This is a genomic window from Pseudomonas sp. AC463 (genome assembly GCF_979253585.1).
On the sequence record NZ_CEEDDZ010000016.1, the window covers coordinates 54,724 to 77,894 of the forward strand.

Sequence of the window (23,171 nt, forward strand, 5' to 3'; positions counted from 1 at the left end):
GTGCCTGAGGGCCCAAGCATGCCCACAGACTAACGCGCGTTGCGGCTCAACCATCGTTCGGCCAGGGCCCGAGCCTTGGCATCAGCCTCGAATACTGCCCCCAGGTCACTCACTGCCACTACGGGCTCGAGACCCAGGACGTCCTCGATGATACTCGCGATCTGCGGAAAGCGGATGCGCCGTTCGAGAAACGCCGCCACCGCCACTTCGTTGGCCGCATTAAGCATCGCCGGCGCGCTGTTGCCCGCCTCCGCAGCTTGCCGCGCCAGGCGCAGGCAGGGAAAACGCTGCTCGTCCGGCGCTTCGAAGTCCAGCCGCGCAATCGCGAACAGGTCCAGCGGCGCCACACCGGAATCAATCCGCTCCGGCCAGGCCAGCGCATTGGCGATCGGCGTGCGCATGTCAGGGTTGCCCAACTGCGCCAATACCGAACCGTCCACGTAGTCGACCAGGGAGTGGATCACGCTTTGCGGGTGAATCACCACCTCGACTTGATCGGGCCGCGCATCGAACAACCAGCACGCCTCGATCAACTCCAGGCCTTTATTCATCATGCTCGCCGAATCGACGGAGATCTTGCGCCCCATGGACCAATTGGGGTGCGCGCAGGCCTGATCGGGCGACACATGCTCCAGCTCTTCCAGCGGAGTTTGCCGGAAGGGGCCACCGGAAGCCGTAAGAAGAATCCGGCGCACACCGACCTGGCTCAGCCCACGGGCAAAATCGCCAGGCATGCATTGGAAGATTGCATTGTGCTCACTGTCGAGGGGCAGCAGCACGGCGCCGCTTTTGCGCACCGCCTGCATAAACAGCGCACCAGACATCACCAAGGCTTCTTTATTGGCCAGCAGGATTTTCTTCCCGGCGTCGACGGCAGCCAGGGTCGGACGCAGCCCCGCAGCCCCGACAATAGCGGCGACCACGGTATCCACCTCGGCATCGGCCGAGACCTGGCACAACCCCTCCTCGCCTACCAGCACTTGCGTGGCCAGCCCGGCAGCCCGCAGGTCATCCTGCAAGCCTCGGGCCGCGGCCGCCTCAGGCACGACGGCGAAGCGCGGCACATGGCGCACGCACAAGGCCAGCAGCTCGCTCAGGCGAGTAAACCCGGTCAAGGCGAACACCTGATAGCGATCCGGGTGACGGGCGATCACGTCCAAGGCGCTCAGCCCTACCGAGCCGGTTGCGCCGAGTACGGTGACTTGTTGCAGGCGGCTCACGAAGCGGTCATCCACAACAGCACGGCAAAGATCGGGATGGCGGCAGTCAGGCTGTCGATCCGATCCAGCACACCGCCATGACCCGGCAGCAGATTGCTGCTGTCCTTGATCCCGGCCTGACGCTTGAACATGCTTTCAGTGAGGTCGCCCACCACGGAGATAAACACCACGATGGCCGTGCCCAGCAGCGCCAGGAGAATTTCCTGCACCGACCAGCCGCGCACTAAACCCACTACCAGCGTGATCAGCAGCGTGAATGCGAGGCCGCCGTACACCCCTTCCCAACTCTTGCCAGGGCTGACAGCCGGCGCCAGCTTGCGTTTGCCGAATGCGCGACCGGAGAAGTACGCGCCGATATCCGCGCCCCACACCAACACCATCACCGCCAGGATCAGCCAGTTACCCATCGGGTAGCGCTTGATATCCACCAGGCCTTGCCAGGCCGGCAGCAGGATCAACAGGCCAATCACCAGTTTGCAGGCCACGCTGGACCAATGCGCACTGGTTTTCGGGTACGTCAGCACCAGGAATGTTGCCAGCGCCCACCACAAGACTGCAGCGCCCAGCACCCAGGGCGCGACGTCCGGCAGGATGTACATCAGGAACAGCAACAGCGCCACGACCGCGGCATACACCACGCGCGGCAATTGTGCGCTGAAGCCCGCCAGGCGCGCCCATTCCCAGGCACCCAGGGTGACGACCAGGCCGATAAACAGGGCAAAGCCTGCGCCATCGAGCAGGAAAAACCCGCACAAGGCGATCGGCAACAGGATCAGCGCGGTGATGATTCGTTGTTTAAGCATTTAAACCCGGGCTCCAGCTTCGATCTGCTCGCTCGTTTTACCGAACCGACGCTGACGGGAAGCGAAATCAGCCAGCGCAGTGCGCATGGCATCGTGTTTGAAGTCCGGCCAGAACAGGTCGGAGAAGTACAGCTCGGTGTAAGCCAGCTGCCACAACAGGAAATTGCTGATGCGGTGCTCGCCACCGGTACGGATGCACAAGTCCGGCAACGGCAGATCGCCGGTGACCAGGCAGGTTTGCAACAGTTCGGGCGTGATGTCGTCCGGACGCAGATGGCCGGCCTGCACTTCGCGGGCGAGCCGCTGCGCAGCCTGGGCGATGTCCCACTGGCCGCCATAGTTGGCTGCAATCTGCAGTACAAACCGATTGGCGCCTGCGGTGATGGCCTCGGCTTCGCGCATGGCCGCCTGCAGCTCCGGATGGAACCGCGAGCGATCACCAATGATGCGCAGGCTGATGTTGTTGTCGTTGAGGCGCTTGGCCTCACGACGCAGGGCCTTGAAGAACAGGTCCATCAAGGCACTGACTTCTTCGGCCGGGCGCTGCCAGTTTTCACTGGAGAAGGCGAACAAGGTCAACACCTCGACCTTGGCCTCGGCGCACACCTCGATCACCGCCCGTACCGCATCGACACCCGCCTTATGCCCGGCAACACCCGGCATAAAGCGTTTCTTCGCCCAGCGATTATTCCCATCCATGATGATCGCGACATGGCGCGGCACCACAGAGGGTACAGTCTGCTTGGTCTTTTCCATGAAGGCGTCCTGACCCCTTATACGGCCATCAGGTCCTTTTCTTTTTCTTCGGTGGCCTTGGTGATCTGGGCCTCGGCATCTTTGGTCAGTTTGTCGATATCAGCAACGGCGCGACGCTCTTCGTCTTCGCTGATTTCCTTGTCCTTGACCAGCTTCTTCAGGTCACCCAAAGCGTCACGACGGATGTTGCGTACGGCAACACGCGCGTCTTCAGCCGCGCTGCGCGCCTGCTTGGTGAAGCCCTTGCGGGTTTCTTCGGTCAGGGCCGGCATGGAGATCAGCAGCAGCTCACCCAGGTTGGTCGGGTTGAGGTTCAGGCCGGCACTCTGGATAGCCTTGTCGACGGCGGCGAGCATGTTGCGCTCGAAGGCCACGACTTGCAGAGTGCGCGAGTCTTTCACGGTAACGTTGGCCACGCCGCTCAGCGGGGTGTCGGAGCCGTAGTAAGGCACCATCACGCTGCCCAGGATGCTTGGGTGGGCTTTACCGGTACGAATCTGGCCGAATGCGTGGCTCAGAGACTCCAGGGATTTGTGCATACGCGCTTGGGCGTCTTTCTTGATTTCGTTGATCATTGTTGGCCTTCCTCGATCAGAGTCCCTTCTGCGCCGCCGTGTACGATATTGAGCAGGGCGCCGGGCTTGTTCATGTTAAATACGCGCAGCGGCATCTTGTGGTCGCGGCACAGGCAAATAGCCGTCAGGTCCATCACACCCAGCTTGCGATCCAGTACTTCATCGTAGGTCAGATGATCGAACTTCTCGGCATGCGGGTCTTTGAATGGGTCTGCGGTATACACGCCATCCACCTTGGTGGCTTTAAGCACTACGTCGGCATCGATTTCGATGGCGCGCAGGCAAGCAGCCGAATCAGTGGTGAAGAACGGGTTGCCGGTACCGGCGGCAAAGATCACCACCTCTTTGGAATTCAGGTGGCGCATGGCTTTGCGACGATCATAGTGATCGGTCACGCCGACCATGGAAATAGCCGACATCACGATAGCCGAGATATTGGCACGCTCCAGGGCGTCACGCATGGCCAGGGCGTTCATCACAGTGGCCAGCATGCCCATGTGGTCGCCAGTGACCCGATCCATGCCGGCTGCACTCAGTGCCGCGCCACGAAACAGGTTGCCACCGCCGATTACCAGGCCGACTTGTACGCCGATACCGACCAATTGGCCGACTTCCAGCGCCATGCGGTCGAGCACCTTGGGATCGATCCCGAACTCTTCCGAGCCCATCAGGGCCTCGCCGCTGAGCTTGAGTAGAATGCGTTTATAGCGAGCCTGATAACCACTGCCCTGCTGAGCCATTGCGAATCTCTCCTGCGGCGTATTTTTAAAAATTCTTGGCGAGCCGTTTACGGCTTGCGTTCACTCTAGCTGGACGCTGTCACAGCGCCATCGGAACACGGCTTTGTAAGCCAGTTCCGAGGGTAAGCCAATTAAAATCGGCCTACCCATTTGAAAAGAGGCTGCGCGCGTGAGCGGGCAGCCTCTTTCGGGCGACAGTTGAAACTGTCTTATTGCTTGGCGGCAGCCAGCTGGGCAGCAACTTCTTCAGCGAAGTTGTCGACCGGCTTCTCGATGCCTTCGCCTACTTTGTAGTAAGTGAAGGAAACGATTTCAGCACCGGCTTTCTTGGCCAGTTCGCCAACCTTGATTTCAGGGTTCTTGACGAACGCCTGCTCAACCAGGCTCGCTTCAGCCAGGAACTTGCTGATACGGCCTTTGATCATGTTTTCAACGATGTTTTCTGGCTTGCCGGCGATCTTGTCAGCATTGAGGCTCAGGAACACGGCTTTTTCGCGTTCGATTGCGTCAGCGGACACTTCCGATGGCAGCAGGAATTCAGGGTTGCTGGCCGCTACGTGCATAGCGATGTCTTTGGCCAGTTCAACGTCGCCGCCTTTAAGGGCAACCACAACGCCGATCTTGTTACCGTGCAGGTAACCACCAACCACATCACCTTCAACGCGAGCCAGGCGACGGATGTTGACGTTTTCGCCAACCTTGCCGACCAGAACCAGACGATCAGCTTCTTGAGCTTCGATCAGCGGCTCAACGGTGGTCAGCTTGTCGTCGAATGCTTTCTTGACGCTGGCAGCAACGAACGCCTTGAAGTCGTCCTGCAGAGCCAGGAAGTCGGTCTGGGAGTTCACTTCAAGCAGAACGGCAGCTTTACCGTCTTCAACCAGAGCGATAGCGCCTTCAGCAGCTACGTTACCGGCTTTCTTGGCAGCCTTGATGGCGCCCGAAGCACGCATGTCGTCGATGGCTTTTTCGATGTCGCCGCCGGCCTTGGTCAAGGCCTTTTTGCAATCCATCATGCCTTCGCCGGTGCGCTCACGCAGTTCTTTAACCAACGCTGCAGTAATCTCTGCCATTTCAAAATCCTCTTGGATAGGTTTTCAACCATTCCACCCGATCAAACGGGCGATCAATTCTTCCCGAATCACCGTTGTAGGCCGCTGCACGTTACAAATGATGTAGCTGCGCTACCGACAAACGGTTTTCGAGGTGGCAAAAAGGGGGCCAAGCCCCCTTTTTGCTTACTGAGTCAACGCCAGGGCGTCAATTACTCAGCGGCAGCTACCGGAGCTTCTTCAACGAACTGCTCGGTACCACCAGCAACGTGGTTGCGACCACGGATTACAGCGTCAGCCATCGAACCCATGTACAGCTGGATAGCGCGGATTGCGTCATCGTTGCCTGGGATAATGTAGTCAACGCCTTCCGGGCTGCTGTTGGTATCGACTACGCCGATAACAGGGATGCCCAGCTTGTTGGCTTCGGTGATCGCGATGCGCTCGTGATCAACGTCGATAACGAACAGTGCGTCAGGCAGACCGCCCATGTCCTTGATACCACCCAGGGAACGATCGAGCTTTTCCAGGTCACGGGAGCGCATCAGCGCTTCTTTCTTGGTCAGCTTGGCGAAAGTACCGTCTTCGGCTTGCACTTCAAGGTCACGCAGACGCTTGATGGAAGCACGGATGGTTTTGAAGTTGGTCAGCATGCCGCCCAACCAGCGGTGGTCGACGTACGGCGAACCGCAACGTGCTGCTTCTTCAGCAACGATCTTGCCAGCGGAACGCTTGGTGCCGACGAACAGGATCTTGTTTTTGCCCTGGGCCAGACGTTCTACGAAAGTCAGAGCTTCGTTGAACATTGGCAGGGTTTTTTCAAGGTTGATAATGTGAATCTTGTTACGCGCGCCGAAAATGTATTTACCCATTTTCGGGTTCCAGTAACGGGTCTGGTGACCGAAGTGCACACCGGCCTTCAGCATATCGCGCATGTTGACTTGGGACATGATAGTTCCTTAATAAGTCGGGTTTGGCCTCCACGTATCCCAATGACCAACCAGCGGCATCAAGGCCTCCGGCACCCAGGTCATCGTGTCGACACGTGTGTGGATTTAAGCTTTGCGGGGTATCCCCGGAAAGCGGCGCATTTTATACCACACGAAGGGCGAAAACGAAACCCACAATCACAGTTGCCGTGCGCGATGTTCACGCAACCCTTTGAATAGAGCCAACATAGCCCCACCTTATAGAGAGAAGCGATCATCAGGGGCTCATGATTTGACGCCATCGTCTGATAGAATCGCGTTTTCTGTGGCTTGTGCGAATTCTGTAACCTTTTGTCGCACGCCCGTAAACCGTATTGATTTCAGCGCGTCGCGCTAGAGAGAGCCTGTATGACCGTTAGTTTGAAAACCGCCGAAGACATCGCCGGCATGCGCATTGCTGGCAAACTGGCTGCCGACGTGCTGGAAATGATCGCCGAGCACGTAAAGCCCGGTGTTACTACCGAAACCCTGAACCAGATCTGCCACGACTATATAGTCAACGTGCAGGGCGCCATCCCTGCGCCGCTGAACTACAAAGGCTTCCCCAAGTCGATCTGCACCTCGGTCAACCACGTGGTCTGCCACGGGATCCCGGGCGACAAGCCGTTGAAGGACGGCGACACCCTGAACATCGACGTCACCGTGATCAAGGACCGCTACTTCGGCGATACCAGCCGCATGTTCCACGTCGGCACCGTGCCGGTCTGGGCCGAGCGCCTGTCCCAGGTCACCCAGGAATGCATGTACAAGGCCATCGAGATCGTCAAGCCCGGCTGCCGCCTGGGCGACATCGGTGAAGTGATCCAGAAGCACGCTGAAAAGAATGGCTTCTCGGTGGTCCGCGAATTCTGCGGCCACGGCATCGGCACCGTGTTCCACGAAGAACCGCAGATCCTGCACTACGGCCGCGCCGGCACCGGCATGGAGCTCAAGGCTGGCATGACCTTCACCATCGAGCCGATGATCAACCAGGGCAAGGCCGACACCAAGGTGCTGGGCGACGGCTGGACCGCCATCACCAAGGACCGCAAGCTCTCGGCCCAGTGGGAACACACCCTGCTGGTCACCGACACCGGCTACGAGATCTTCACCCTGCGCGCCGACGACACGATTCCACGCATTTCGGCGTAATAAAGGGTTGCCCAGGTTTTCCCAAATTGTGTTGTGACTGACTGATAGATAGAAAGGAAAGCCGATCGATGCCCCAGGTGGATCCCGAACTCTTCGACCGTGGCCAGTTCCAGGCCGAACTGGCCCTGAAGGCGAGCCCCATCGCCGCTTTCAAGAAGGCTATCCGTCAGGCCCGCGAGGTGCTCGACGCGCGCTTTCGCAGCGGCCGGGACATCCGCCGGCTGATCGAGGACCGCGCCTGGTTCGTCGATAACATCCTCCAAAAGGCCTGGGAACAGTTCAGCTGGAGCGAAGACGCCGATATCGCCCTGGTGGCGGTCGGCGGCTACGGCCGTGGCGAACTGCACCCCTACTCCGACATCGACCTGCTGATTCTGCTGGACAGCGCCGATCATGAGATCTTTCGCGATTCCATCGAGCGCTTTCTGACGCTGTTGTGGGACATCGGCCTGGAGGTTGGCCAGAGCGTGCGCTCGGTGGACGAATGCGCCGAAGAGGCACGCGCCGACCTCACCGTGATCACCAACCTGATGGAAAGCCGCACCATCGCCGGCCCCGAGCGTCTGCGCCAGCGCATGCTTGAAGTCACCAGCACCGCGCACATGTGGCCGAGCAAGGAGTTCTTCCTGGCCAAGCGCGCCGAGCAGAAGGCCCGGCACCACAAGTACAACGACACCGAATACAACCTGGAACCCAACGTCAAAGGCTCGCCGGGCGGGCTGCGGGACATCCAGACGATTTTGTGGGTAGCGCGTCGCCAGTACGGCACCCTGAACCTGCGCGCCCTGGCCGGCGAAGGCTTTTTGGTGGAGAGCGAAAACGCCCTGCTGGCCTCGTCCCAGGAATTTTTGTGGAAGGTGCGCTACGCCCTGCACATGCTCGCCGGGCGCTCCGAAGACCGCCTGCTGTTCGACCACCAGCGCTCCATCGCCACCCTGCTGGGCTTTGAAGGCGAGGACGCGAAGACCAGCATCGAAAGCTTCATGCAACAGTACTACCGGGTGGTCATGAGCATTGCCCAGCTCAGCGACTTGATCATCCAGCACTTCGAAGAAGTGATCCTGGCGCCCGAAGACGAAGCGCCGCCGCAGCCGATCAATTCGCGCTTCCAGCTGCACGATGGCTATATCGAAGCACGCAACGACAACGTGTTCAGCCGCACACCGTTCGCCATGCTGGAAATCTTCGTGCTGATGGCCCAGCAGCCGGAAATCAAAGGCGTGCGCGCCGACACCATCCGCCTGCTGCGGGAAAACCGTCACCTGATCGACGATGATTTTCGCAACGACATCCGTAACACCAGCCTGTTTATCGAGCTGTTCAAATGCAAATTCGGCATCCACCGCAACCTGCGGCGCATGAACCGTTACGGCATTCTCGGGCGCTACCTGCCGGAGTTCGGCTTTATCGTCGGGCAGATGCAGCATGACTTGTTCCACATCTATACCGTGGACGCCCACACCCTGAACCTGATCAAGCACCTGCGTAAGCTGCAGTACACCCAGGTGTCAGAGAAATTCCCGCTGGCCAGTAAGCTGATGACCAAGTTGCCCAAGCCGGAGCTGATCTACCTGGCTGGCCTGTACCACGACATCGGCAAGGGCCGGCACGGCGACCACTCGGAAGTCGGCGCGGTGGATGCCGAGGCCTTCTGCCAGCGCCACCAGTTGCCGCTGTGGGACAGCCGCCTGATCGTCTGGCTGGTGCAGAACCACCTGGTGATGTCGACCACCGCCCAGCGCAAGGACTTGTCCGACCCGCAGGTGATCCACGACTTCGCCGGCATCGTGGGTGATGAAACCCGTCTCGACTACCTGTACGTGCTGACCGTCTCCGACATCAACGCCACCAACCCGACGCTGTGGAACTCCTGGCGCGCCAGCCTGTTGCGCCAGCTCTACACCGAAACCAAGCGCGCCTTGCGCCGCGGCCTGGAAAACCCGGTGGACCGCGAAGAGCAGATCCGCCGCACCCAAAGCGCGGCCCTGGATATCCTGGTGCGCGGCGGCAACGACCCGGACGACGTCGAGCAACTGTGGTCGCAACTGGGCGACGACTACTTTCTGCGGCATACCGCCGGCGACGTGGCCTGGCACAGTGACGCGATCCTGCAGCAGCCCGCCGATGGCGGCCCGCTGGTGCTGATCAAGGAAACCACCCAGCGCGAATTCGAGGGCGGTACGCAGATTTTCATCTACGCCCCCGACCAGCACGACTTCTTCGCCGTGACCGTGGCGGCCATGGACCAGCTCAACCTGAACATCCATGACGCCCGCGTGATCACCTCCAGCAGCCAGTTCACCCTCGACACCTACATCGTGCTCGACACCGAAGGCGAGTCCATCGGAGATAACCCGGTGCGGGTGAAAAAGATCCGCGAAGGCCTGACCGAAGCCCTGCGCAACCCGGACGACTACCCGACCATCATCCAGCGCCGGGTGCCGCGCCAGCTCAAGCACTTTGCCTTTGCGCCCCAGGTGACCATCTCCAACGACGCCCAGCGCCCGGTGACGCTACTGGAACTCAGCGCACCGGATCGCCCAGGGTTGCTGGCACGCATCGGCGGAATCTTCCTGGAGTTCGACCTGTCGCTGCAGAACGCCAAGATTGCGACCCTCGGCGAGCGCGTGGAAGACGTGTTCTTCATTACCGACGCCGACAACCAGCCGCTGTCCGACCCGGAACTGTGCCGCCGCTTGCAGGAAGCCATCGTGCAGCAATTGAGCGTAACCCAGGAACCCGAGCTGACGCGCCTGACCATTTGAGTGGAGCTTATGTGGGAGGGGGCTTGCCCCCGATTGCGGCGGGTCGGTCAATTATTGTGTCCCTGATCGACTGCCATCGGGAGCAAGCTCCCTCCCACATTGATTTTTTTTGCCCGGCAGGCCGCGTGCCTACATACGAATTGAGCGAGATTTGCGATGAACAACGCCCTGAACCAGCTGCAGCCCTACCCGTTCGAGAAACTGCGCGCCCTGCTCGGCAGCGTTACGCCGAACCCGGACAAACGCCCGATTGCGCTGTCCATCGGCGAGCCCAAGCATAAATCGCCACAATTCGTTGCCGACGCACTGAGCAACAACCTCGACCAGATGGCCGTGTACCCGACAACCCTGGGTATCCCTGCCCTGCGCGAGGCCATTGGCGCCTGGTGCGAGCGCCGCTTCAACGTGCCCAAGGGCTGGCTGGACCCGGCGCGCAATATCCTGCCGGTCAACGGCACCCGTGAAGCGCTGTTCGCCTTCACCCAAACCGTGGTCAATCGCGGCGACGACGCCCTGGTGGTCAGCCCGAACCCGTTCTACCAAATCTACGAAGGCGCTGCGTTCCTGGCCGGGGCCAAGCCGCACTACCTGCCGTGCCTGGATGAAAACGGCTTCAACCCGGACTTCGACGCCGTGTCGCCAGACATCTGGAAACGCTGCCAGATCCTGTTCCTGTGCTCCCCAGGCAACCCGACCGGCGCACTGATCCCGGTCGACACCCTGAAAAAACTCATCGCCCTGGCCGACGAATACGACTTCGTGATCGCCGCGGACGAGTGCTACAGCGAACTCTATTTCGACGAACAAACCCCGCCGCCGGGCCTGCTCAGCGCCTGCGTGGAGCTGGGCCGCCAGGACTTCAAGCGCTGCGTGGTCTTCCACAGCCTGTCCAAGCGCTCCAACCTGCCAGGCCTGCGTTCCGGCTTCGTGGCCGGCGACGCCGACATCCTCAAGGGCTTCCTGCTGTACCGCACCTACCACGGCTGCGCGATGCCGGTACAAACCCAGCTTGCAAGCATTGCCGCCTGGCAGGACGAGGCCCACGTACTGGCCAACCGTGACCTGTATCGCGAGAAATTCGACGCGGTGCTGGCGATTCTCAAGCCGGTGCTGGACGTGCAAGCCCCCGACGGCGGCTTCTACCTGTGGCCGAACGTGAAGGGCGACGACGCCGCCTTCTGCCGCGACCTGTTCGTGGAAGAACACGTGACCGTGGTGCCGGGTTCGTACCTGTCGCGCGATGTCGATGGGGTCAACCCTGGCGCCGGTCGCGTGCGCCTGGCACTGGTTGCGCCGTTGGCTGAATGCGTGGAAGCGGCTGAGCGGATTCGGGATTTCATCCAGCGTCGCCGTTGACGGCCAAACGGGTCACTTCAAGTGACCCAAGTTGGCCTCAGTCATATCCAACTCCGCCAACACCTCCCTCAATACGTCATCACCAATCTGGTGATGACGGCTCAAGCTGTACAACTCCAGGCGCTGCGCGCGCAAGGCCTTGAGCCGCAATTTGCGTTCAAGCAGGTCCATCTGCTGCGCCAGGGCCTGGGCTTCGGCGGAGTCGTTGAACACGTCCAACTGATGGCGATATTCCGACATCAACCGCGCTTTCAGCTCGGCGGCCAGCGCGGCCTGGGCGGCGTCCGGGGTTTCGGCGCCTGCAGGCTCCTCGGTTTCAAGGGCGTGGATGGCCGCCACGGCGGTTTTTTTCCAGGCTTCGCGCACTTCGTTATGGCGTTTCTCATCCGGGCTTTTTTCGATGCCCCGCAACAGCAACGGCAGCGCGATACAGGCGGCGATCAACGACAACAGAATCACGCCGGCCGCAATGAAGATCAGCAAGTCGCGCTCGGGGAAGTCCTGGCCAGGCGCCAGCAGCAAAGGCACCGACATCACACCCGCCAGGGTCACCGCCCCGCGTACACCGCCCACCGTCAGCAGCCAGCAGGAGCGTGCCGTCGGCACCAGGGTCAGCTCACTTTTCCCACGAATCCGGCGTAACAAACCCGACAGCCGCCAGATGCTTTGCACCCAGATAAAGCGCAACACCACCAGCACCAGGAAGATCGCCACGACATCCAGGCAGCGGTACAACAGGGTCGGCCACAACGTCGGTTCATGGCTGACCACGGCCTTGATGATGTCCGGCAATTGCAGGCCCAGCAGCAGGAAAATCAGGCCATTGAAGGCAAATTCCAGCAATCCCCACACGCTACGGTTGAGCAATCGAGTGCTGGTCTGGCGGGGCAGCAGGTCGAGCCAACTCTGCATCATGCCGGCGGCCACCGCCGACAAAATGCCCGAGGCGCCCAAGCGCTCAGCCAATACGTACGCGGCAAACGGCAGCAGCAACATGAACACCACGTGGGTGGCCGGGTCGTCCCAACCCCGCGCGATCATCCAGGCCCGCAGGCGGCCCACCAGCCAGCTCAGGGCCACGCCCACCGCCAGGCCACCCACGGCCACCAGCACAAAGGTCAGGCTGGCGTCTGCCAGGGAAAACACCCCGGTCAACGCCGCCGCCAGGGCGAACTTGAACGTTACCAGGCCCGATGCATCGTTCATCAAGGCCTCACCCTGGAGCATATGCATCAGCGGCGTCGGCAAGCGGTTCTGGGAAATCGCCGACACCGCCACGGCATCCGTCGGCGACAACACGGCCGCAAGGGCGAAGGCCACCGGCAGCGGGATCGTAGGCAATATCCAATGAATGAAGTAACCGGCGCCCACCACGGTGAACAGCACCAGCCCTACGGCCAGGGTGAGGATCGGCCCGCGCAGCTTCCACAACTCACGCTTGGGCATGCGCCAGCCATCGGAAAACAGCAGCGGCGGCAGGAACAGAAACAGAAACAGCTCCGGATCCAGCGCCACGTGCAGCCCCAGCGTGGGCCAGGCCAGCAAGGCGCCGGCGGCGATCTGCACCAGCGGTAACGGCAGAGGAATGACACGCCCTACCAGACGCGAAACGCTGACCAGCATCAGCAGGATAAGAACGGTATAGGCGGTTTGCATAAAGCGGGTTTCCCGGACAATCGACTTGCTACGACACACATCTGGCAACAACTCGCCGTTGAAGTGCCATATTACCCGGCTATGTTACCTGCCTGGCTGCCAGCGGGCTTTTGCACATAAGTCGCACGACAGCATGACGATGCGGCACCAGAGGCCGCTGGTCGTGGCATAATCCGTGACCTTTAACTTTCATTCGTCCAAAGGGGGGCAATTCCTTGACCGCTTCAAGCAAAACCTTGCACCTTTTCGGCATCAAAGCCTGCGACACCATGAAAAAGGCGCGCACCTGGCTCGATGAGCACGCAGTGAGCTATGAGTTCCACGACTACAAAACGGCCGGTATCGACCGCGAACACTTGACCCAATGGTGCAACGAGCACGGTTGGCAGGTGGTTTTGAACCGTGCGGGCACCACCTTTCGCAAACTCGAAGACGAACGCAAAGCCGATCTCGATCAGTCGAAAGCCATTGAATTGATGCTCGCGCAACCTTCGATGATCAAGCGCCCGGTGCTTGATCTCGGTGACAGAACCCTGATTGGCTTCAAGCCAGATAGTTATTCGGCGGCCCTCAAGTAGGCCAGCCATTCCATTTTTGTAGAGGTAACAGCATGTCCAATTCCCTGTTCAGCCTGGGCTTCGGCGTCGGCACTCAGAACCGCCAAGGTGCTTGGCTGGAAGTGTTTTACGCACAACCGTTGCTCAACCCGTCGGCTGAAATCGTCGCAGCCATCGCGCCGATCCTCGGTTACAGCGAAGGCAACCAGGCCATCACTTTCACCGTGACCCAGGCCCTGCAACTGGCTGACGCACTTAAAGGTGTCGACGCCGCCCAAGCCGCGCTGCTGAGCCGCCTGGCCGAAAGCCACACGCCGCTGGTCGCGACCCTGCTGGCCGAAGACGCCGCACTGACTTCCACGCCTGAGGCCTACCTCAAGCTGCACCTGCTCTCCCATCGCCTGGTCAAGCCGCACGGCCTGAGCCTGGCCGGTGTGTTCCCACAGCTGCCGAACGTGGCCTGGACCAGCCAGGGCGCAATCGACATCAGCGAACTGGCCGAACGCCAGCTGGAAGCCCGCCTGCGTGGCGAGCTGCTGGAAGTGTTCTCGGTGGACAAGTTCCCGAAAATGACCGACTACGTGGTCCCGGCCGGCGTGCGCATCGCTGACGCCGCACGTCTGCGCCTGGGTGCTTATGTTGGCGAAGGCACCACCGTGATGCACGAAGGCTTCGTCAACTTCAACGCCGGCACCGAAGGCCCGGGCATGATCGAAGGCCGTGTGTCGGCTGGCGTGTTCGTGGGCAAGGGCTCGGACCTGGGCGGCGGTTGCTCCACCATGGGCACCCTGTCGGGCGGCGGCAACATCGTGATCAAGGTCGGCGAAGGCTGCCTGATCGGCGCCAATGCCGGTATCGGCATCCCGTTGGGCGACCGCAACACCGTGGAATCGGGCCTGTACGTCACCGCGGGGACCAAGGTTGCGCTGCTGGACGAGAAAAACCAGCTGGTCAAAGTGGTCAAGGCGCGTGAACTGGCCGGCCAACCGGACCTGCTGTTCCGTCGTAACTCCGAGACCGGTGCCGTGGAGTGCAAAACCCACAAATCGGCCATCGAACTGAACGAAGCGCTGCACGCTCACAACTAAGCAGCCACTCGATGCCACTAGCGGGCCGTGCCTTCCGGGGTGCGGCCCGCTTATACGAGTCTTGATCACCATGCTTGTGCCCTCTCCCTGGCGCGCCGATTTTCCGGCCATCGCCACCCTGCAACGGCAAGACCAGACCTACCTGGACAACGCCGCCACCACGCAAAAACCTCAAGCTCTGCTGGACGCAATCAGCCATTACTACGCCAATGGCGCAGCCAATGTGCACCGTGCCCAGCATCTGCCGGGCGCCCATGCGACCCAGGCGTTTGAAGACAGTCGCAGCAAGGTCGCGCAGTGGTTGAATGCAGGTGACAGCGGGCAGATCGTGTTTACCCACGGCGCAACCTCTGCGCTGAACCTCCTGGCCTATGGCCTTGAGCACTTATTCAATGCGGGCGATGAGATTGCCATCAGCGCCCTGGAACACCACGCCAACCTGCTGCCCTGGCAGCAACTGGCCAAACGTCGCGCGCTGACGCTGGTGGTATTGCCACTGGGTGACGACGGCGTGATCGACCTGCACGCCGCCGCCGAGCTGATCGGCCCACGCACGCGCCTGCTGGCGGTGAGCCAGTTGTCCAACGTGCTGGGCGCCTGGCAACCGCTGGAGGCCTTGCTGGCGATGGCCCGGGCACACGGCGCCCTGACGGTGGTGGATGGCGCCCAAGGCATCGTGCATGGCCGCCACGATGTGCAGGCGCTGGGCTGCGACTTTTACGTGTTTTCCAGCCACAAACTCTACGGCCCGGACGGCGTGGGCGTGCTGTTTGGCCGCAACGAAGCCCTGCACCACCTGCGCCACTGGCAGTTCGGCGGCGAGATGGTGCAGCAGGCCGACTACCACAGCGCGAGCTTTCGCCCGGCGCCGCTGGGTTTCGAGGCCGGCACGCCGCCGATTGCCAGCGTGATCGGCCTGGGCGCCAGCCTGGATTACCTGAGTTCGCTGGATCAGCACGCGGTGGTTGCCCATGAGGCGGCGTTGCATGACTACCTGCTGCGCGGGCTCAAAGCGCGCAATGGCGTGCACGTGCTGGGTTCGCCGCAGGTGGCGCTGGTCAGTTTTGTGGTCGAGGGCGTGCACAACGCCGACCTCGCGCACCTGCTGACCGAGCAAGGCATTGCCGTGCGCGCCGGCCATCACTGCGCGATGCCGCTGTTAAAGGCGATGAATCTGTCGGGGGCAATCCGTGTGTCCCTGGCGCTGTACAACGATTCCGATGACTTGGAGCGTTTTTTTGAAGCGCTGGACCAGGCACTGGATATGCTGCGATGAGCCTGCCGGTAGATGCAGCCGCCGCGCTGGAAGCCTTCCAGGCTGTCGGTAGCTGGGAGCAACGCGCGCGGATGCTGATGCAATGGGGCGAACGGCTGCCGGTGTTGGCCGATGACGAGAAGGTCGACGCCAACCTGGTGCAGGGCTGCGAGAGCCTGGTGTGGCTGGTGGGGCGTTTGCACGACGGCCATTGGCAGTTTGCCGCCAGCAGCGAGGCGCGGATGATTCGTGGGCTGGTGGCGTTGCTGCTGGCGCGGGTCAATGGGTTGTCGGCGGCCCAGTTGCAGGCAGTGGATTTGCCGGAGTGGTTCAATCAGTTGGGGCTTTCCCGCCAACTATCACCGTCGCGCAGCAATGGCCTGAATGCCGTCTTGCAGCGCATGCAAGACCTATGTGGGAGGGGGCTTGCCCCCGATGGCGTTGGATCAGCAACAAATTAGCTGACTGATACACCGCTATCGGGGGCAAGCCCCCTCCCACATTTGGATCTATGTTCGGCAGTGAGATCTAGGTGGGCTTGACCCGATCGGAGGGCCTGCGCACCCCGGCCACTATCTTGTCCACTGCCTTGGTCGCCGCCACCATGCCGAAGGTGGCGGTCACCATCATCACCGCGCCAAACCCGCCGGCGCAGTCCAGCTTGACCCCATCCCCTACAAAACTCTTCTGCAAGCAGATGCTGCCGTCCGGCTTGGGATAGCGCAGTTGCTCGGTGGAAAACACGCACGGCACGCTGTAATGACGGGTCACGGTGCGGGAGAAGTTGTAGTCGCGGCGCAAGGTGGAGCGCACTTTCGAGGCCAGCGGGTCATTGAAGGTGCGGTTCAGATCGCAGACCTGGATCAGCGTCGGGTCGATCTGCCCGCCTGCGCCACCGGTGGTGATGATCTGGATCTTGCGGCGCTTGCACCAGGCGATCAGCGCGGCCTTGGCGTTAACCGCGTCGATGCAGTCGATCACGCAATCGATGTTGGGCGTGATGTATTCGGCCATGGTGTCGCGGGTCACGAAGTCGGCCACGGCATGCACCGTGCAGTCCGGGTTGATGCCGCGCAGGCGCTCGGCCATCACTTCGACCTTGGGCTTGCCCACGGTGCTGTCCAGAGCGTGCAGTTGGCGGTTGCTGTTGCTGACGCAGACATCGTCCAGGTCAAACAGTGAAATTTCGCCCACCCCGCAGCGGGCGATGGCTTCCGCCGCCCACGAGCCTACGCCGCCGACGCCGACGATCGCCACATGCGCCGCTTTCAAGCGTTCCAGGCCTTCAATGCCATACAAGCGGGCGACGCCTGCAAACCGCGGATCTTCTGTGCTCATGACCAATACCCCAAAAACCGGCGCGCATTATGGACTACGCAGCGACAAGTTCGAAGCTTCCAGCTACAAGTAAAGAACTTAGATGGCCTTTCGCTGACTAACGTCCGGCTTTTCTCTGTCTGCTGTACGCTCAGGGAAGGGCCGGTGTAGGATGCGCGCCGTTCGGCGTAGGCCGACACCTCTGTTCGTTCCACACCCTTTGGAACCCGAAATAGCCATGTCATCGCGTAAATTTGGACTCAACCTGGTGGTAGTGCTGGCAATTGCCGCGCTGTTCACCGGCTTCTGGGCGCTGATCAACCGCCCGGTCACCACCCCCAACTGGCCCGAGCAGATCTCCGGTTTTTCCTACTCACCGTTCCAGCAGGGCCAGTACCCGCAGAAAAACCAGTTCCCGACTGACGAGCAGATGCGCCAGGACCTGGCGATCATGAGCAAGCTGACGGACAACATCCGTACCTACTCGGTCGACGGCACACTGGGCGATATCCCCAAGCTGGCGGAAGAGTTCGGCCTGCGGGTGACCCTGGGGATCTGGATCAGCCCGGACCTGGAGCGCAACGAGCGTGAAATCCAGCGCGCCATCGAAATCGCCAACAACTCGCGCAGTGTGGTGCGGGTGGTGGTCGGGAACGAAGCCGTGTTCCGTAAGGACATCACGCCTGAAGCACTGATCGTGCTGCTGGACCGCGTGCGCGCCGCCGTGAAAGTGCCGGTAACGACATCCGAGCAATGGGACATCTGGGAAAAGAACCCACAACTGGCCAAGCACGTCGACCTGATCGCCGCGCACATCCTGCCGTTCTGGGAATATATTCCGATGGACAAGGCCGGCCAGTACGTACTCGACCGCGCCAAGGATCTGAAAAAACTGTTCCCGAAAAAGCCGCTGTTGCTGTCGGAAGTTGGCTGGCCGAGCAACGGACGTATGCGCGGGGGTAATGAAACGTCGCCGGCAGACCAGGCGATTTACCTGCGCACGCTGGTCAACAAGCTCAACCGTCAGGGCTACAACTACTTCGTGATCGAAGCGTTCGACCAGCCGTGGAAAGTCAGTGACGAAGGTTCGGCAGGCGCTTACTGGGGTGTATTCAACGGCGCACGCCAGCAGAAATTCAACTTCGAAGGCCCGGTAGTCGCGATCCCGCAATGGCGCGTGCTGGCGATCGGCTCGGTGGTGCTGGCGCTGCTGTCCCTGACCCTGCTGATGATCGACGGCTCGGCCCTGCGCCAGCGTGGCCGTACCTTCCTGACCTTTATCGCATTCCTCTGCGGCTCGGTATTGGTGTGGATCGGCTACGACTACAGCCAGCAATACAGCACCTGGTTCAGCGTGACCGTGGGGATCCTGCTGGCACTCGGCGCGTTGGGCGTGTTTATCGTGTTACTGACCGAAGCCCACGAATTGGCCGAAGCGGTCTGGACCCACAAGCGCCGGCGTGAATTCCTGCCGGTTGAAGGGGATTCGGACTACCGCCCGAAAGTGTCGATCCATGTGCCGTGCTACAACGAGCCGCCAGAGATGGTCAAACAGACCCTCGACGCCCTGGCCGCCCTCGATTACCCGGACTATGAAGTCCTGATCATCGACAACAACACCAAGGACCCTGCGGTGTGGGAGCCGGTACGCGACTACTGCGAAACCCTCGGCCCGCGCTTCAAGTTCTTCCACGTCGCGCCCCTGGCCGGTTTCAAGGGCGGCGCGCTGAACTACCTGATCCCGCACACCGCCAAGGATGCCGAAGTGATCGCGGTGATCGACTCGGACTACTGCGTGTCGCCCAACTGGCTCAAGCACATGGTGCCGCACTTCGCCGACCCGAAAATCGCCGTGGTGCAGTCGCCGCAGGATTACCGCGACCAGAACGAAAGCACCTTCAAGAAGCTCTGCTACGCCGAATACAAAGGCTTCTTCCATATCGGCATGGTCACCCGCAACGACCGCGACGCGATCATCCAGCACGGCACCATGACCATGACCCGCCGCTCGGTGCTCGAAGAACTGGGCTGGGCTGACTGGTGCATCTGCGAAGACGCCGAACTGGGCCTACGGGTATTCGAGAAAGGCCTGTCGGCCGCGTATTACCACGACAGCTACGGCAAAGGCCTGATGCCGGATACCTTTATCGACTTCAAGAAACAGCGTTTCCGCTGGGCCTACGGTGCGATCCAGATCATCAAGCGTCACACCGCCAGCCTGCTGCGCGGCAAGGACACCGAGCTGACCCGTGGCCAGCGCTATCACTTCCTCGCGGGCTGGTTGCCGTGGGTGGCGGACGGCATGAACATCTTCTTCACCGTCGGCGCCTTGTTGTGGTCGGCGGCGATGATCATCGTGCCAACGCGGGTCGACCCGCCGTTGCTGATTTTCGCAATCCCGCCGTTGGCGTTGTTCGTGTTCAAGGTCGGCAAGATCATCTTCCTGTACCGCCGCGCCGTGGGCGTTAACCTCAAGGATGCGTTCTGCGCGGCGCTGGCCGGGCTGGCGTTGTCGCACACCATCGCCAAGGCGGTGCTGTATGGCTTCTTCACCACCAGCATTCCGTTCTTTCGTACACCGAAAAACGCCGATAACCACGGCTTCTGGGTGGCGATTTCCGAAGCGCGCGAAGAGATGTTCATCATGCTGCTGTTGTGGGGCGCGGCACTGGGGATCTACCTGGTGCAGGGCTTGCCGAGCAATGACATCCGCTTCTGGGTGGTGATGCTGCTGGTGCAATCGCTGCCGTATGTGGCGGCGTTGATCATGGCGTTCCTGTCGTCGCTGCCTAAACCCGCGCCGGCGCCGGAACCCGCGCCCGCCGCGTAAAAACTTGCGCAATGCACTAAACGGCGGCCTCTGGCCGCCGTTTTGCTATAAGATAACGGCCGTTTTGCTAGCCTTGGCGTCGGCCAATGCTTTGTGTGGGAGGGGGCTTGCCCCCGATGGCGGTGGGCCAGTCAACAGCTACAGTGACTGACACTCTGCAATCGGGGGCAAGCCCCCTCCCACACTGAATCTGCACCACCCTGCGTCCTGCGCCCATTACACGCTTCCGGAGTTTTTCATGACGGCCCATGCCGACCTCTCGCCGACCCTTCAACTTGCCATCGACCTGATCCGTCGCCCCTCGGTCACGCCGATCGACGCTGACTGCCAGAAGCTGATGATGCAGCGCCTGGGCGACGCCGGTTTTGCGCTGGAGCCGATGCGCATCGAAGACGTGGACAACTTCTGGGCCACCCACGGCAAACACGACGGCCCGGTGCTGTGCTTCGCCGGCCACACCGACGTGGTGCCGACCGGCCCGGTACAGGCCTGGCAGAACGACCCGTTCGACGCGTTGATCGACGAAAACGGCATGCTCTGCGGGCGTGGCGCAGCCGACATGAAAGGCAGCCTGGCCGCGATGCTGGTAGCCTCCGAGCGTTTCGTCACGGACTACCCGGACCACAAGGGTTCGGTGGCCTTTCTGATCACCAGCGATGAAGAAGGCCCGGCGCACCACGGCACCAAGGCCGTGATCGAACGCCTGGCCGCGCGCAAGGAGCGCCTGGACTGGTGCATCGTCGGCGAGCCGTCGAGCACCACCCTGGTGGGCGACGTGGTCAAGAACGGCCGTCGCGGCTCCCTCGGCGCCACCCTGACCGTACGCGGCGTGCAGGGCCACGTGGCCTACCCGCACCTGGCGAAGAACCCGATCCACCTGGCCGCCCCGGCCCTGTCCGAATTGGCCGCCGAGCATTGGGACGACGGCAACACCTTCTTCCCGCCGACCAGCTTCCAGATCTCCAACCTCAACTCCGGCACCGGCGCCACCAACGTGATTCCGGGTGACCTGACGGCGGTGTTCAACTTCCGTTTCTCCACCGAGTCCACCGTCGAAGGCCTGCAACAGCGGGTCGCGGCGATCCTGGATAAGCACGGCCTGGACTGGCACGTGGAGTGGGCGCTGTCGGGCCTGCCGTTCCTCACCGAACCGGGTGCGTTGCTCGATGCCGTGTCGGCCAGCATCAAGGCGATCACTGGTCGCGAGACCCAGGCGTCGACCAGCGGCGGCACCTCCGATGGGCGTTTCATTGCGACCCTCGGCACCCAGGTTGTGGAGCTGGGCCCGGTCAACGCGACGATCCACCAGGTCAACGAGCGCATCCTGGCCAGTGACCTCGATGTGCTGACCGAAATCTACTACCAGACCCTGATCAAGTTGCTCGCCTGATGCTCGCCTGCCCCCTTTGCAGCGCCCCGCTCAATGCGGTGGACAATGGCGTGGCGTGCCCGGCCGGGCACCGGTTCGACCGCGCGCGCCAGGGTTACCTGAACCTGTTGCCGGTGCAGCACAAGAACAGCCGCGACCCGGGCGACAACCTCGCCATGGTCGAGGCGCGCCGTGACTTCCTCAACGCCGGGCACTACGCCCCGGTGGCTAAGCGCCTGGCCGAACTGGCCGCCGAGCGCGCGCCGCAGCGCTGGGTCGACATCGGTTGTGGCGAGGGTTACTACACCGCGCAGATCGCCGACGCCCTGCCCCACACCGACGGCTACGCCCTGGATATTTCCAAGGAAGCCGTCAAGCGCGCGTGCAGGCGCAACCCGGCCGTCACCTGGTTGATCGCCAGCATGGCCCGTGTGCCGCTGGCGTCAGGCAGTTGCCAGTTTCTCGCCAGCGTATTCAGCCCGCTCGATTGGGAAGAAGCCAAGCGCCTGCTCAGCCCTGGCGGCGGCCTGATGAAGGTCGGTCCTACCAGTGGCCACCTGATGGAACTGCGCGAGCGTTTGTACGATGAAGTGCGCGAGTACACCGACGACAAGCATTTGGCCCTGGTGCCGGACGGCATGCACCTGGCGCACAGCGAAACCCTGGAGTTCACCCTGAGCCTGGCCGAGCCCCAGGACCGCGCCAACCTGCTGGCCATGACGCCCCACGGCTGGCGCGCGAGTGCCGAGCGCCGTGCCGAGGTGATCGAGGCCGCCGAGCCGCTGCTGGTCACCGTATCGATGCGCTACGATTATTTCGTGCTTCAATAACCGACTTTTTTCCGCGAATGGATTTTCGAATCCCGCAACGAGGAACATCCATGCGCCAACCTGATATCGAGATCTACCTCAAGGACGCCGACGTCGACTACAAGGCCATTGCCGCCTGGCTCGGGGCCGCTTTGGGCCCGTGCACCGACTGGGTCCAGAAGGGCCAGACCTACAAGTGCAAGGCCGGCAACGTGCCCGTGACCTGGCTGCCCAAAGCTGTAGGAAAATGGAACAGCCTGTACCTGGAAAGCGACCAGACCCCGTGGGACGACGACATCGCCTGCGCCCGCGCCGCCTTTGCCGCATTGAACGTTGAAGTGCGCTGCGCGCCGGGCACGTGGGTCGAGGAAGAGGGCGAGGAAAGCGCTGACACCTGGATTCGTATCAGTGAAGACGGTGAAGAGCAGATCACCTGGAAAACTGCATAACCTGAATTGCAAATGCAAAAAAATGTGGGAGGGGGCTTGCCCCCTCCCACATTTTGATTTGCAGTGGTTTTAGAGCCCCACCACATCCTCCGCCTGCAACCCCTTCTCGCCGGTCACCACGGCGTATTCCACCTGCTGGCCTTCGGCCAACGAGCGGTGGCCATCACCGCGAATGGCGCGGTAGTGCACGAACACATCCTTGCCGTCTTCACGCTGAATAAAGCCATAGCCCTTTGCATCGTTGAACCACTTCACATTGCCGGTTTCGCGCGTTGTCATCTGTTTTACTCCCACATGCATTTTTATTGTTGAGCTGGTCGCATTGAACTGCCGAGTATATGACAGGCTCAAAAACGATCAACTCAAGTTTACATCGCTGCTTTTTTGCCGATTTTCGGCGAATACGGCACACTACCCGCCCGAGCGCCTGCTCGGTTTTTTCCACTTGAAGCAG

The 23,171-nt window shown here is 61.4% G+C and carries 21 protein-coding genes; 11 read left to right on the forward strand and 10 right to left on the reverse strand.

Going from position 1 to position 23,171, the window contains the following annotated elements; genetic code table 11:
• Window positions 1-29 precede the first annotated feature (29 nt).
• The 7 genes from ispC to rpsB form a co-directional block, all read right to left on the reverse strand.
• Complete coding sequence (gene ispC / locus AC0IYH_RS20210; RefSeq protein WP_471835904.1) at window positions 30-1,220, reverse strand: 1-deoxy-D-xylulose-5-phosphate reductoisomerase; 1,191 nt, start codon at window positions 1,218-1,220, stop codon at window positions 30-32.
• Entirely contained in the window at window positions 1,217-2,023 is an 807-nt protein-coding gene (locus tag AC0IYH_RS20215; RefSeq protein WP_116628369.1) for a phosphatidate cytidylyltransferase, read from the reverse strand. The genes ispC and AC0IYH_RS20215 overlap by 4 nt, the downstream gene beginning before the upstream one ends.
• On the reverse strand, window positions 2,024-2,779 hold the full coding sequence (uppS, locus tag AC0IYH_RS20220) for a polyprenyl diphosphate synthase (protein ID WP_116628370.1): 756 nt from the start codon (window positions 2,777-2,779) through the stop codon (window positions 2,024-2,026).
• 17 nt (window positions 2,780-2,796) lie between these two features.
• Window positions 2,797-3,354, reverse strand: coding sequence for a ribosome recycling factor (gene frr, locus AC0IYH_RS20225; protein ID WP_116628371.1), 558 nt, complete (start codon window positions 3,352-3,354; stop codon window positions 2,797-2,799).
• Entirely contained in the window at window positions 3,351-4,094 is a 744-nt protein-coding gene (gene pyrH / locus AC0IYH_RS20230; RefSeq protein WP_003189161.1) for a UMP kinase, read from the reverse strand. Before pyrH ends, frr begins: the two co-directional genes overlap by 4 nt.
• A gap of 209 nt (window positions 4,095-4,303) precedes the next feature.
• The gene (gene tsf, locus AC0IYH_RS20235; protein WP_017137141.1) at window positions 4,304-5,167 is read right to left on the reverse strand and encodes a translation elongation factor Ts; all 864 of its coding nucleotides are present in this window, start codon (window positions 5,165-5,167) and stop codon (window positions 4,304-4,306) included.
• A gap of 191 nt (window positions 5,168-5,358) precedes the next feature.
• A complete protein-coding gene (gene rpsB, locus AC0IYH_RS20240) occupies window positions 5,359-6,096 on the reverse strand; it encodes a 30S ribosomal protein S2 (RefSeq protein WP_003189158.1) in 738 nt (245 codons plus the stop codon).
• A 387-nt stretch (window positions 6,097-6,483) separates the two neighbouring features.
• Between rpsB and map the strand changes: the two genes are divergently transcribed.
• From map to dapC, 3 genes are all read left to right on the forward strand, one after another.
• A complete protein-coding gene (gene map, locus AC0IYH_RS20245) occupies window positions 6,484-7,266 on the forward strand; it encodes a type I methionyl aminopeptidase (protein WP_122773984.1) in 783 nt (260 codons plus the stop codon).
• Between the two features lie 68 nt (window positions 7,267-7,334).
• On the forward strand, window positions 7,335-10,031 hold the full coding sequence (locus AC0IYH_RS20250) for a [protein-PII] uridylyltransferase (RefSeq protein WP_471835908.1): 2,697 nt from the start codon (window positions 7,335-7,337) through the stop codon (window positions 10,029-10,031).
• A gap of 156 nt (window positions 10,032-10,187) precedes the next feature.
• Window positions 10,188-11,387: a succinyldiaminopimelate transaminase gene (gene dapC / locus AC0IYH_RS20255; RefSeq protein ID WP_471835909.1), complete on the forward strand. Its 1,200-nt coding sequence runs from the start codon at window positions 10,188-10,190 to the stop codon at window positions 11,385-11,387.
• Between the two features lie 12 nt (window positions 11,388-11,399).
• On the opposite strand, the gene AC0IYH_RS20260 is transcribed toward dapC, so the two are convergent.
• The gene (locus tag AC0IYH_RS20260; protein WP_471835911.1) at window positions 11,400-13,043 is read right to left on the reverse strand and encodes a Na+/H+ antiporter; all 1,644 of its coding nucleotides are present in this window, start codon (window positions 13,041-13,043) and stop codon (window positions 11,400-11,402) included.
• A 269-nt stretch (window positions 13,044-13,312) separates the two neighbouring features.
• On the opposite strand from AC0IYH_RS20260, the gene AC0IYH_RS20265 reads away from it, so the two are divergent.
• The 4 genes from AC0IYH_RS20265 (at window position 13,313) to AC0IYH_RS20280 (ending at window position 16,404) form a co-directional block, all read left to right on the forward strand.
• Window positions 13,313-13,621 carry an arsenate reductase gene (locus AC0IYH_RS20265; RefSeq protein WP_231982825.1) on the forward strand — a complete coding sequence of 103 codons (309 nt, stop codon included), beginning with the start codon at window positions 13,313-13,315 and terminating at the stop codon, window positions 13,619-13,621.
• A gap of 32 nt (window positions 13,622-13,653) precedes the next feature.
• On the forward strand, window positions 13,654-14,688 hold the full coding sequence (gene dapD / locus AC0IYH_RS20270) for a 2,3,4,5-tetrahydropyridine-2,6-dicarboxylate N-succinyltransferase (protein WP_122773989.1): 1,035 nt from the start codon (window positions 13,654-13,656) through the stop codon (window positions 14,686-14,688).
• A 70-nt stretch (window positions 14,689-14,758) separates the two neighbouring features.
• Window positions 14,759-15,964 (forward strand): aminotransferase class V-fold PLP-dependent enzyme, encoded by a 1,206-nt coding sequence (locus AC0IYH_RS20275; protein WP_471835912.1) that lies wholly within the window; start codon window positions 14,759-14,761, stop codon window positions 15,962-15,964.
• Window positions 15,961-16,404, forward strand: a complete 444-nt coding sequence (locus tag AC0IYH_RS20280; protein ID WP_116628380.1) for a SufE family protein — start codon at window positions 15,961-15,963, stop codon at window positions 16,402-16,404. Before AC0IYH_RS20275 ends, AC0IYH_RS20280 begins: the two co-directional genes overlap by 4 nt.
• Window positions 16,405-16,471: 67 nt before the next feature.
• On the opposite strand, the gene tcdA is transcribed toward AC0IYH_RS20280, so the two are convergent.
• Window positions 16,472-17,281, reverse strand: a complete 810-nt coding sequence (tcdA, locus tag AC0IYH_RS20285; RefSeq protein ID WP_122773994.1) for a tRNA cyclic N6-threonylcarbamoyladenosine(37) synthase TcdA — start codon at window positions 17,279-17,281, stop codon at window positions 16,472-16,474.
• A gap of 217 nt (window positions 17,282-17,498) precedes the next feature.
• Here tcdA and AC0IYH_RS20290 point away from each other — a divergent pair, with 217 nt between their 5' ends.
• The 4 genes from AC0IYH_RS20290 to AC0IYH_RS20305 all read left to right on the forward strand — a co-directional run bounded on the left by AC0IYH_RS20290 (window position 17,499) and on the right by AC0IYH_RS20305 (window position 22,717).
• Entirely contained in the window at window positions 17,499-20,090 is a 2,592-nt protein-coding gene (locus AC0IYH_RS20290) for a glycosyltransferase (RefSeq protein ID WP_471835914.1), read from the forward strand.
• A 238-nt stretch (window positions 20,091-20,328) separates the two neighbouring features.
• Window positions 20,329-21,480, forward strand: coding sequence for a succinyl-diaminopimelate desuccinylase (dapE, locus tag AC0IYH_RS20295; RefSeq protein WP_471835915.1), 1,152 nt, complete (start codon window positions 20,329-20,331; stop codon window positions 21,478-21,480).
• Window positions 21,480-22,289, forward strand: a complete 810-nt coding sequence (locus tag AC0IYH_RS20300; RefSeq protein ID WP_471835916.1) for a putative RNA methyltransferase — start codon at window positions 21,480-21,482, stop codon at window positions 22,287-22,289. The genes dapE and AC0IYH_RS20300 overlap by 1 nt, the downstream gene beginning before the upstream one ends.
• A 50-nt stretch (window positions 22,290-22,339) precedes the next feature.
• Window positions 22,340-22,717 carry a hypothetical protein gene (locus AC0IYH_RS20305; protein ID WP_012722582.1) on the forward strand — a complete coding sequence of 126 codons (378 nt, stop codon included), beginning with the start codon at window positions 22,340-22,342 and terminating at the stop codon, window positions 22,715-22,717.
• Window positions 22,718-22,786: 69 nt separating this feature from the next.
• Here AC0IYH_RS20305 and AC0IYH_RS20310 read toward each other — a convergent pair whose 3' ends face one another.
• Window positions 22,787-22,996, reverse strand: a complete 210-nt coding sequence (locus AC0IYH_RS20310; protein WP_065886074.1) for a cold-shock protein — start codon at window positions 22,994-22,996, stop codon at window positions 22,787-22,789.
• Window positions 22,997-23,171: the final 175 nt, after the last annotated feature.

Bases quoted from the DNA above. Each gene is read 5' to 3' on its own strand.
- AC0IYH_RS20215 (WP_116628369.1), bottom strand. From the start codon at position 2,023: ATGCTTAAACAACGAATCATCACCGCGCTGATCCTGTTGCCGATCGCC.
- uppS (WP_116628370.1), bottom strand. From the start codon at position 2,779: ATGGAAAAGACCAAGCAGACTGTACCCTCTGTGGTGCCGCGCCATGTC.
- frr (WP_116628371.1), bottom strand. From the start codon at position 3,354: ATGATCAACGAAATCAAGAAAGACGCCCAAGCGCGTATGCACAAATCC.
- pyrH (WP_003189161.1), bottom strand. From the start codon at position 4,094: ATGGCTCAGCAGGGCAGTGGTTATCAGGCTCGCTATAAACGCATTCTA.
- tsf (WP_017137141.1), bottom strand. From the start codon at position 5,167: ATGGCAGAGATTACTGCAGCGTTGGTTAAAGAACTGCGTGAGCGCACC.
- rpsB (WP_003189158.1), bottom strand. From the start codon at position 6,096: ATGTCCCAAGTCAACATGCGCGATATGCTGAAGGCCGGTGTGCACTTC.
- map (WP_122773984.1), top strand. From the start codon at position 6,484: ATGACCGTTAGTTTGAAAACCGCCGAAGACATCGCCGGCATGCGCATT.
- AC0IYH_RS20250 (WP_471835908.1), top strand. From the start codon at position 7,335: ATGCCCCAGGTGGATCCCGAACTCTTCGACCGTGGCCAGTTCCAGGCC.
- dapC (WP_471835909.1), top strand. From the start codon at position 10,188: ATGAACAACGCCCTGAACCAGCTGCAGCCCTACCCGTTCGAGAAACTG.
- AC0IYH_RS20260 (WP_471835911.1), bottom strand. From the start codon at position 13,043: ATGCAAACCGCCTATACCGTTCTTATCCTGCTGATGCTGGTCAGCGTT.
- AC0IYH_RS20265 (WP_231982825.1), top strand. From the start codon at position 13,313: ATGAAAAAGGCGCGCACCTGGCTCGATGAGCACGCAGTGAGCTATGAG.
- dapD (WP_122773989.1), top strand. From the start codon at position 13,654: ATGTCCAATTCCCTGTTCAGCCTGGGCTTCGGCGTCGGCACTCAGAAC.
- AC0IYH_RS20275 (WP_471835912.1), top strand. From the start codon at position 14,759: ATGCTTGTGCCCTCTCCCTGGCGCGCCGATTTTCCGGCCATCGCCACC.
- AC0IYH_RS20280 (WP_116628380.1), top strand. From the start codon at position 15,961: ATGAGCCTGCCGGTAGATGCAGCCGCCGCGCTGGAAGCCTTCCAGGCT.
- tcdA (WP_122773994.1), bottom strand. From the start codon at position 17,281: ATGAGCACAGAAGATCCGCGGTTTGCAGGCGTCGCCCGCTTGTATGGC.
- AC0IYH_RS20290 (WP_471835914.1), top strand. From the start codon at position 17,499: ATGTCATCGCGTAAATTTGGACTCAACCTGGTGGTAGTGCTGGCAATT.
- dapE (WP_471835915.1), top strand. From the start codon at position 20,329: ATGACGGCCCATGCCGACCTCTCGCCGACCCTTCAACTTGCCATCGAC.
- AC0IYH_RS20300 (WP_471835916.1), top strand. From the start codon at position 21,480: ATGCTCGCCTGCCCCCTTTGCAGCGCCCCGCTCAATGCGGTGGACAAT.
- AC0IYH_RS20305 (WP_012722582.1), top strand. From the start codon at position 22,340: ATGCGCCAACCTGATATCGAGATCTACCTCAAGGACGCCGACGTCGAC.
- AC0IYH_RS20310 (WP_065886074.1), bottom strand. From the start codon at position 22,996: ATGACAACGCGCGAAACCGGCAATGTGAAGTGGTTCAACGATGCAAAG.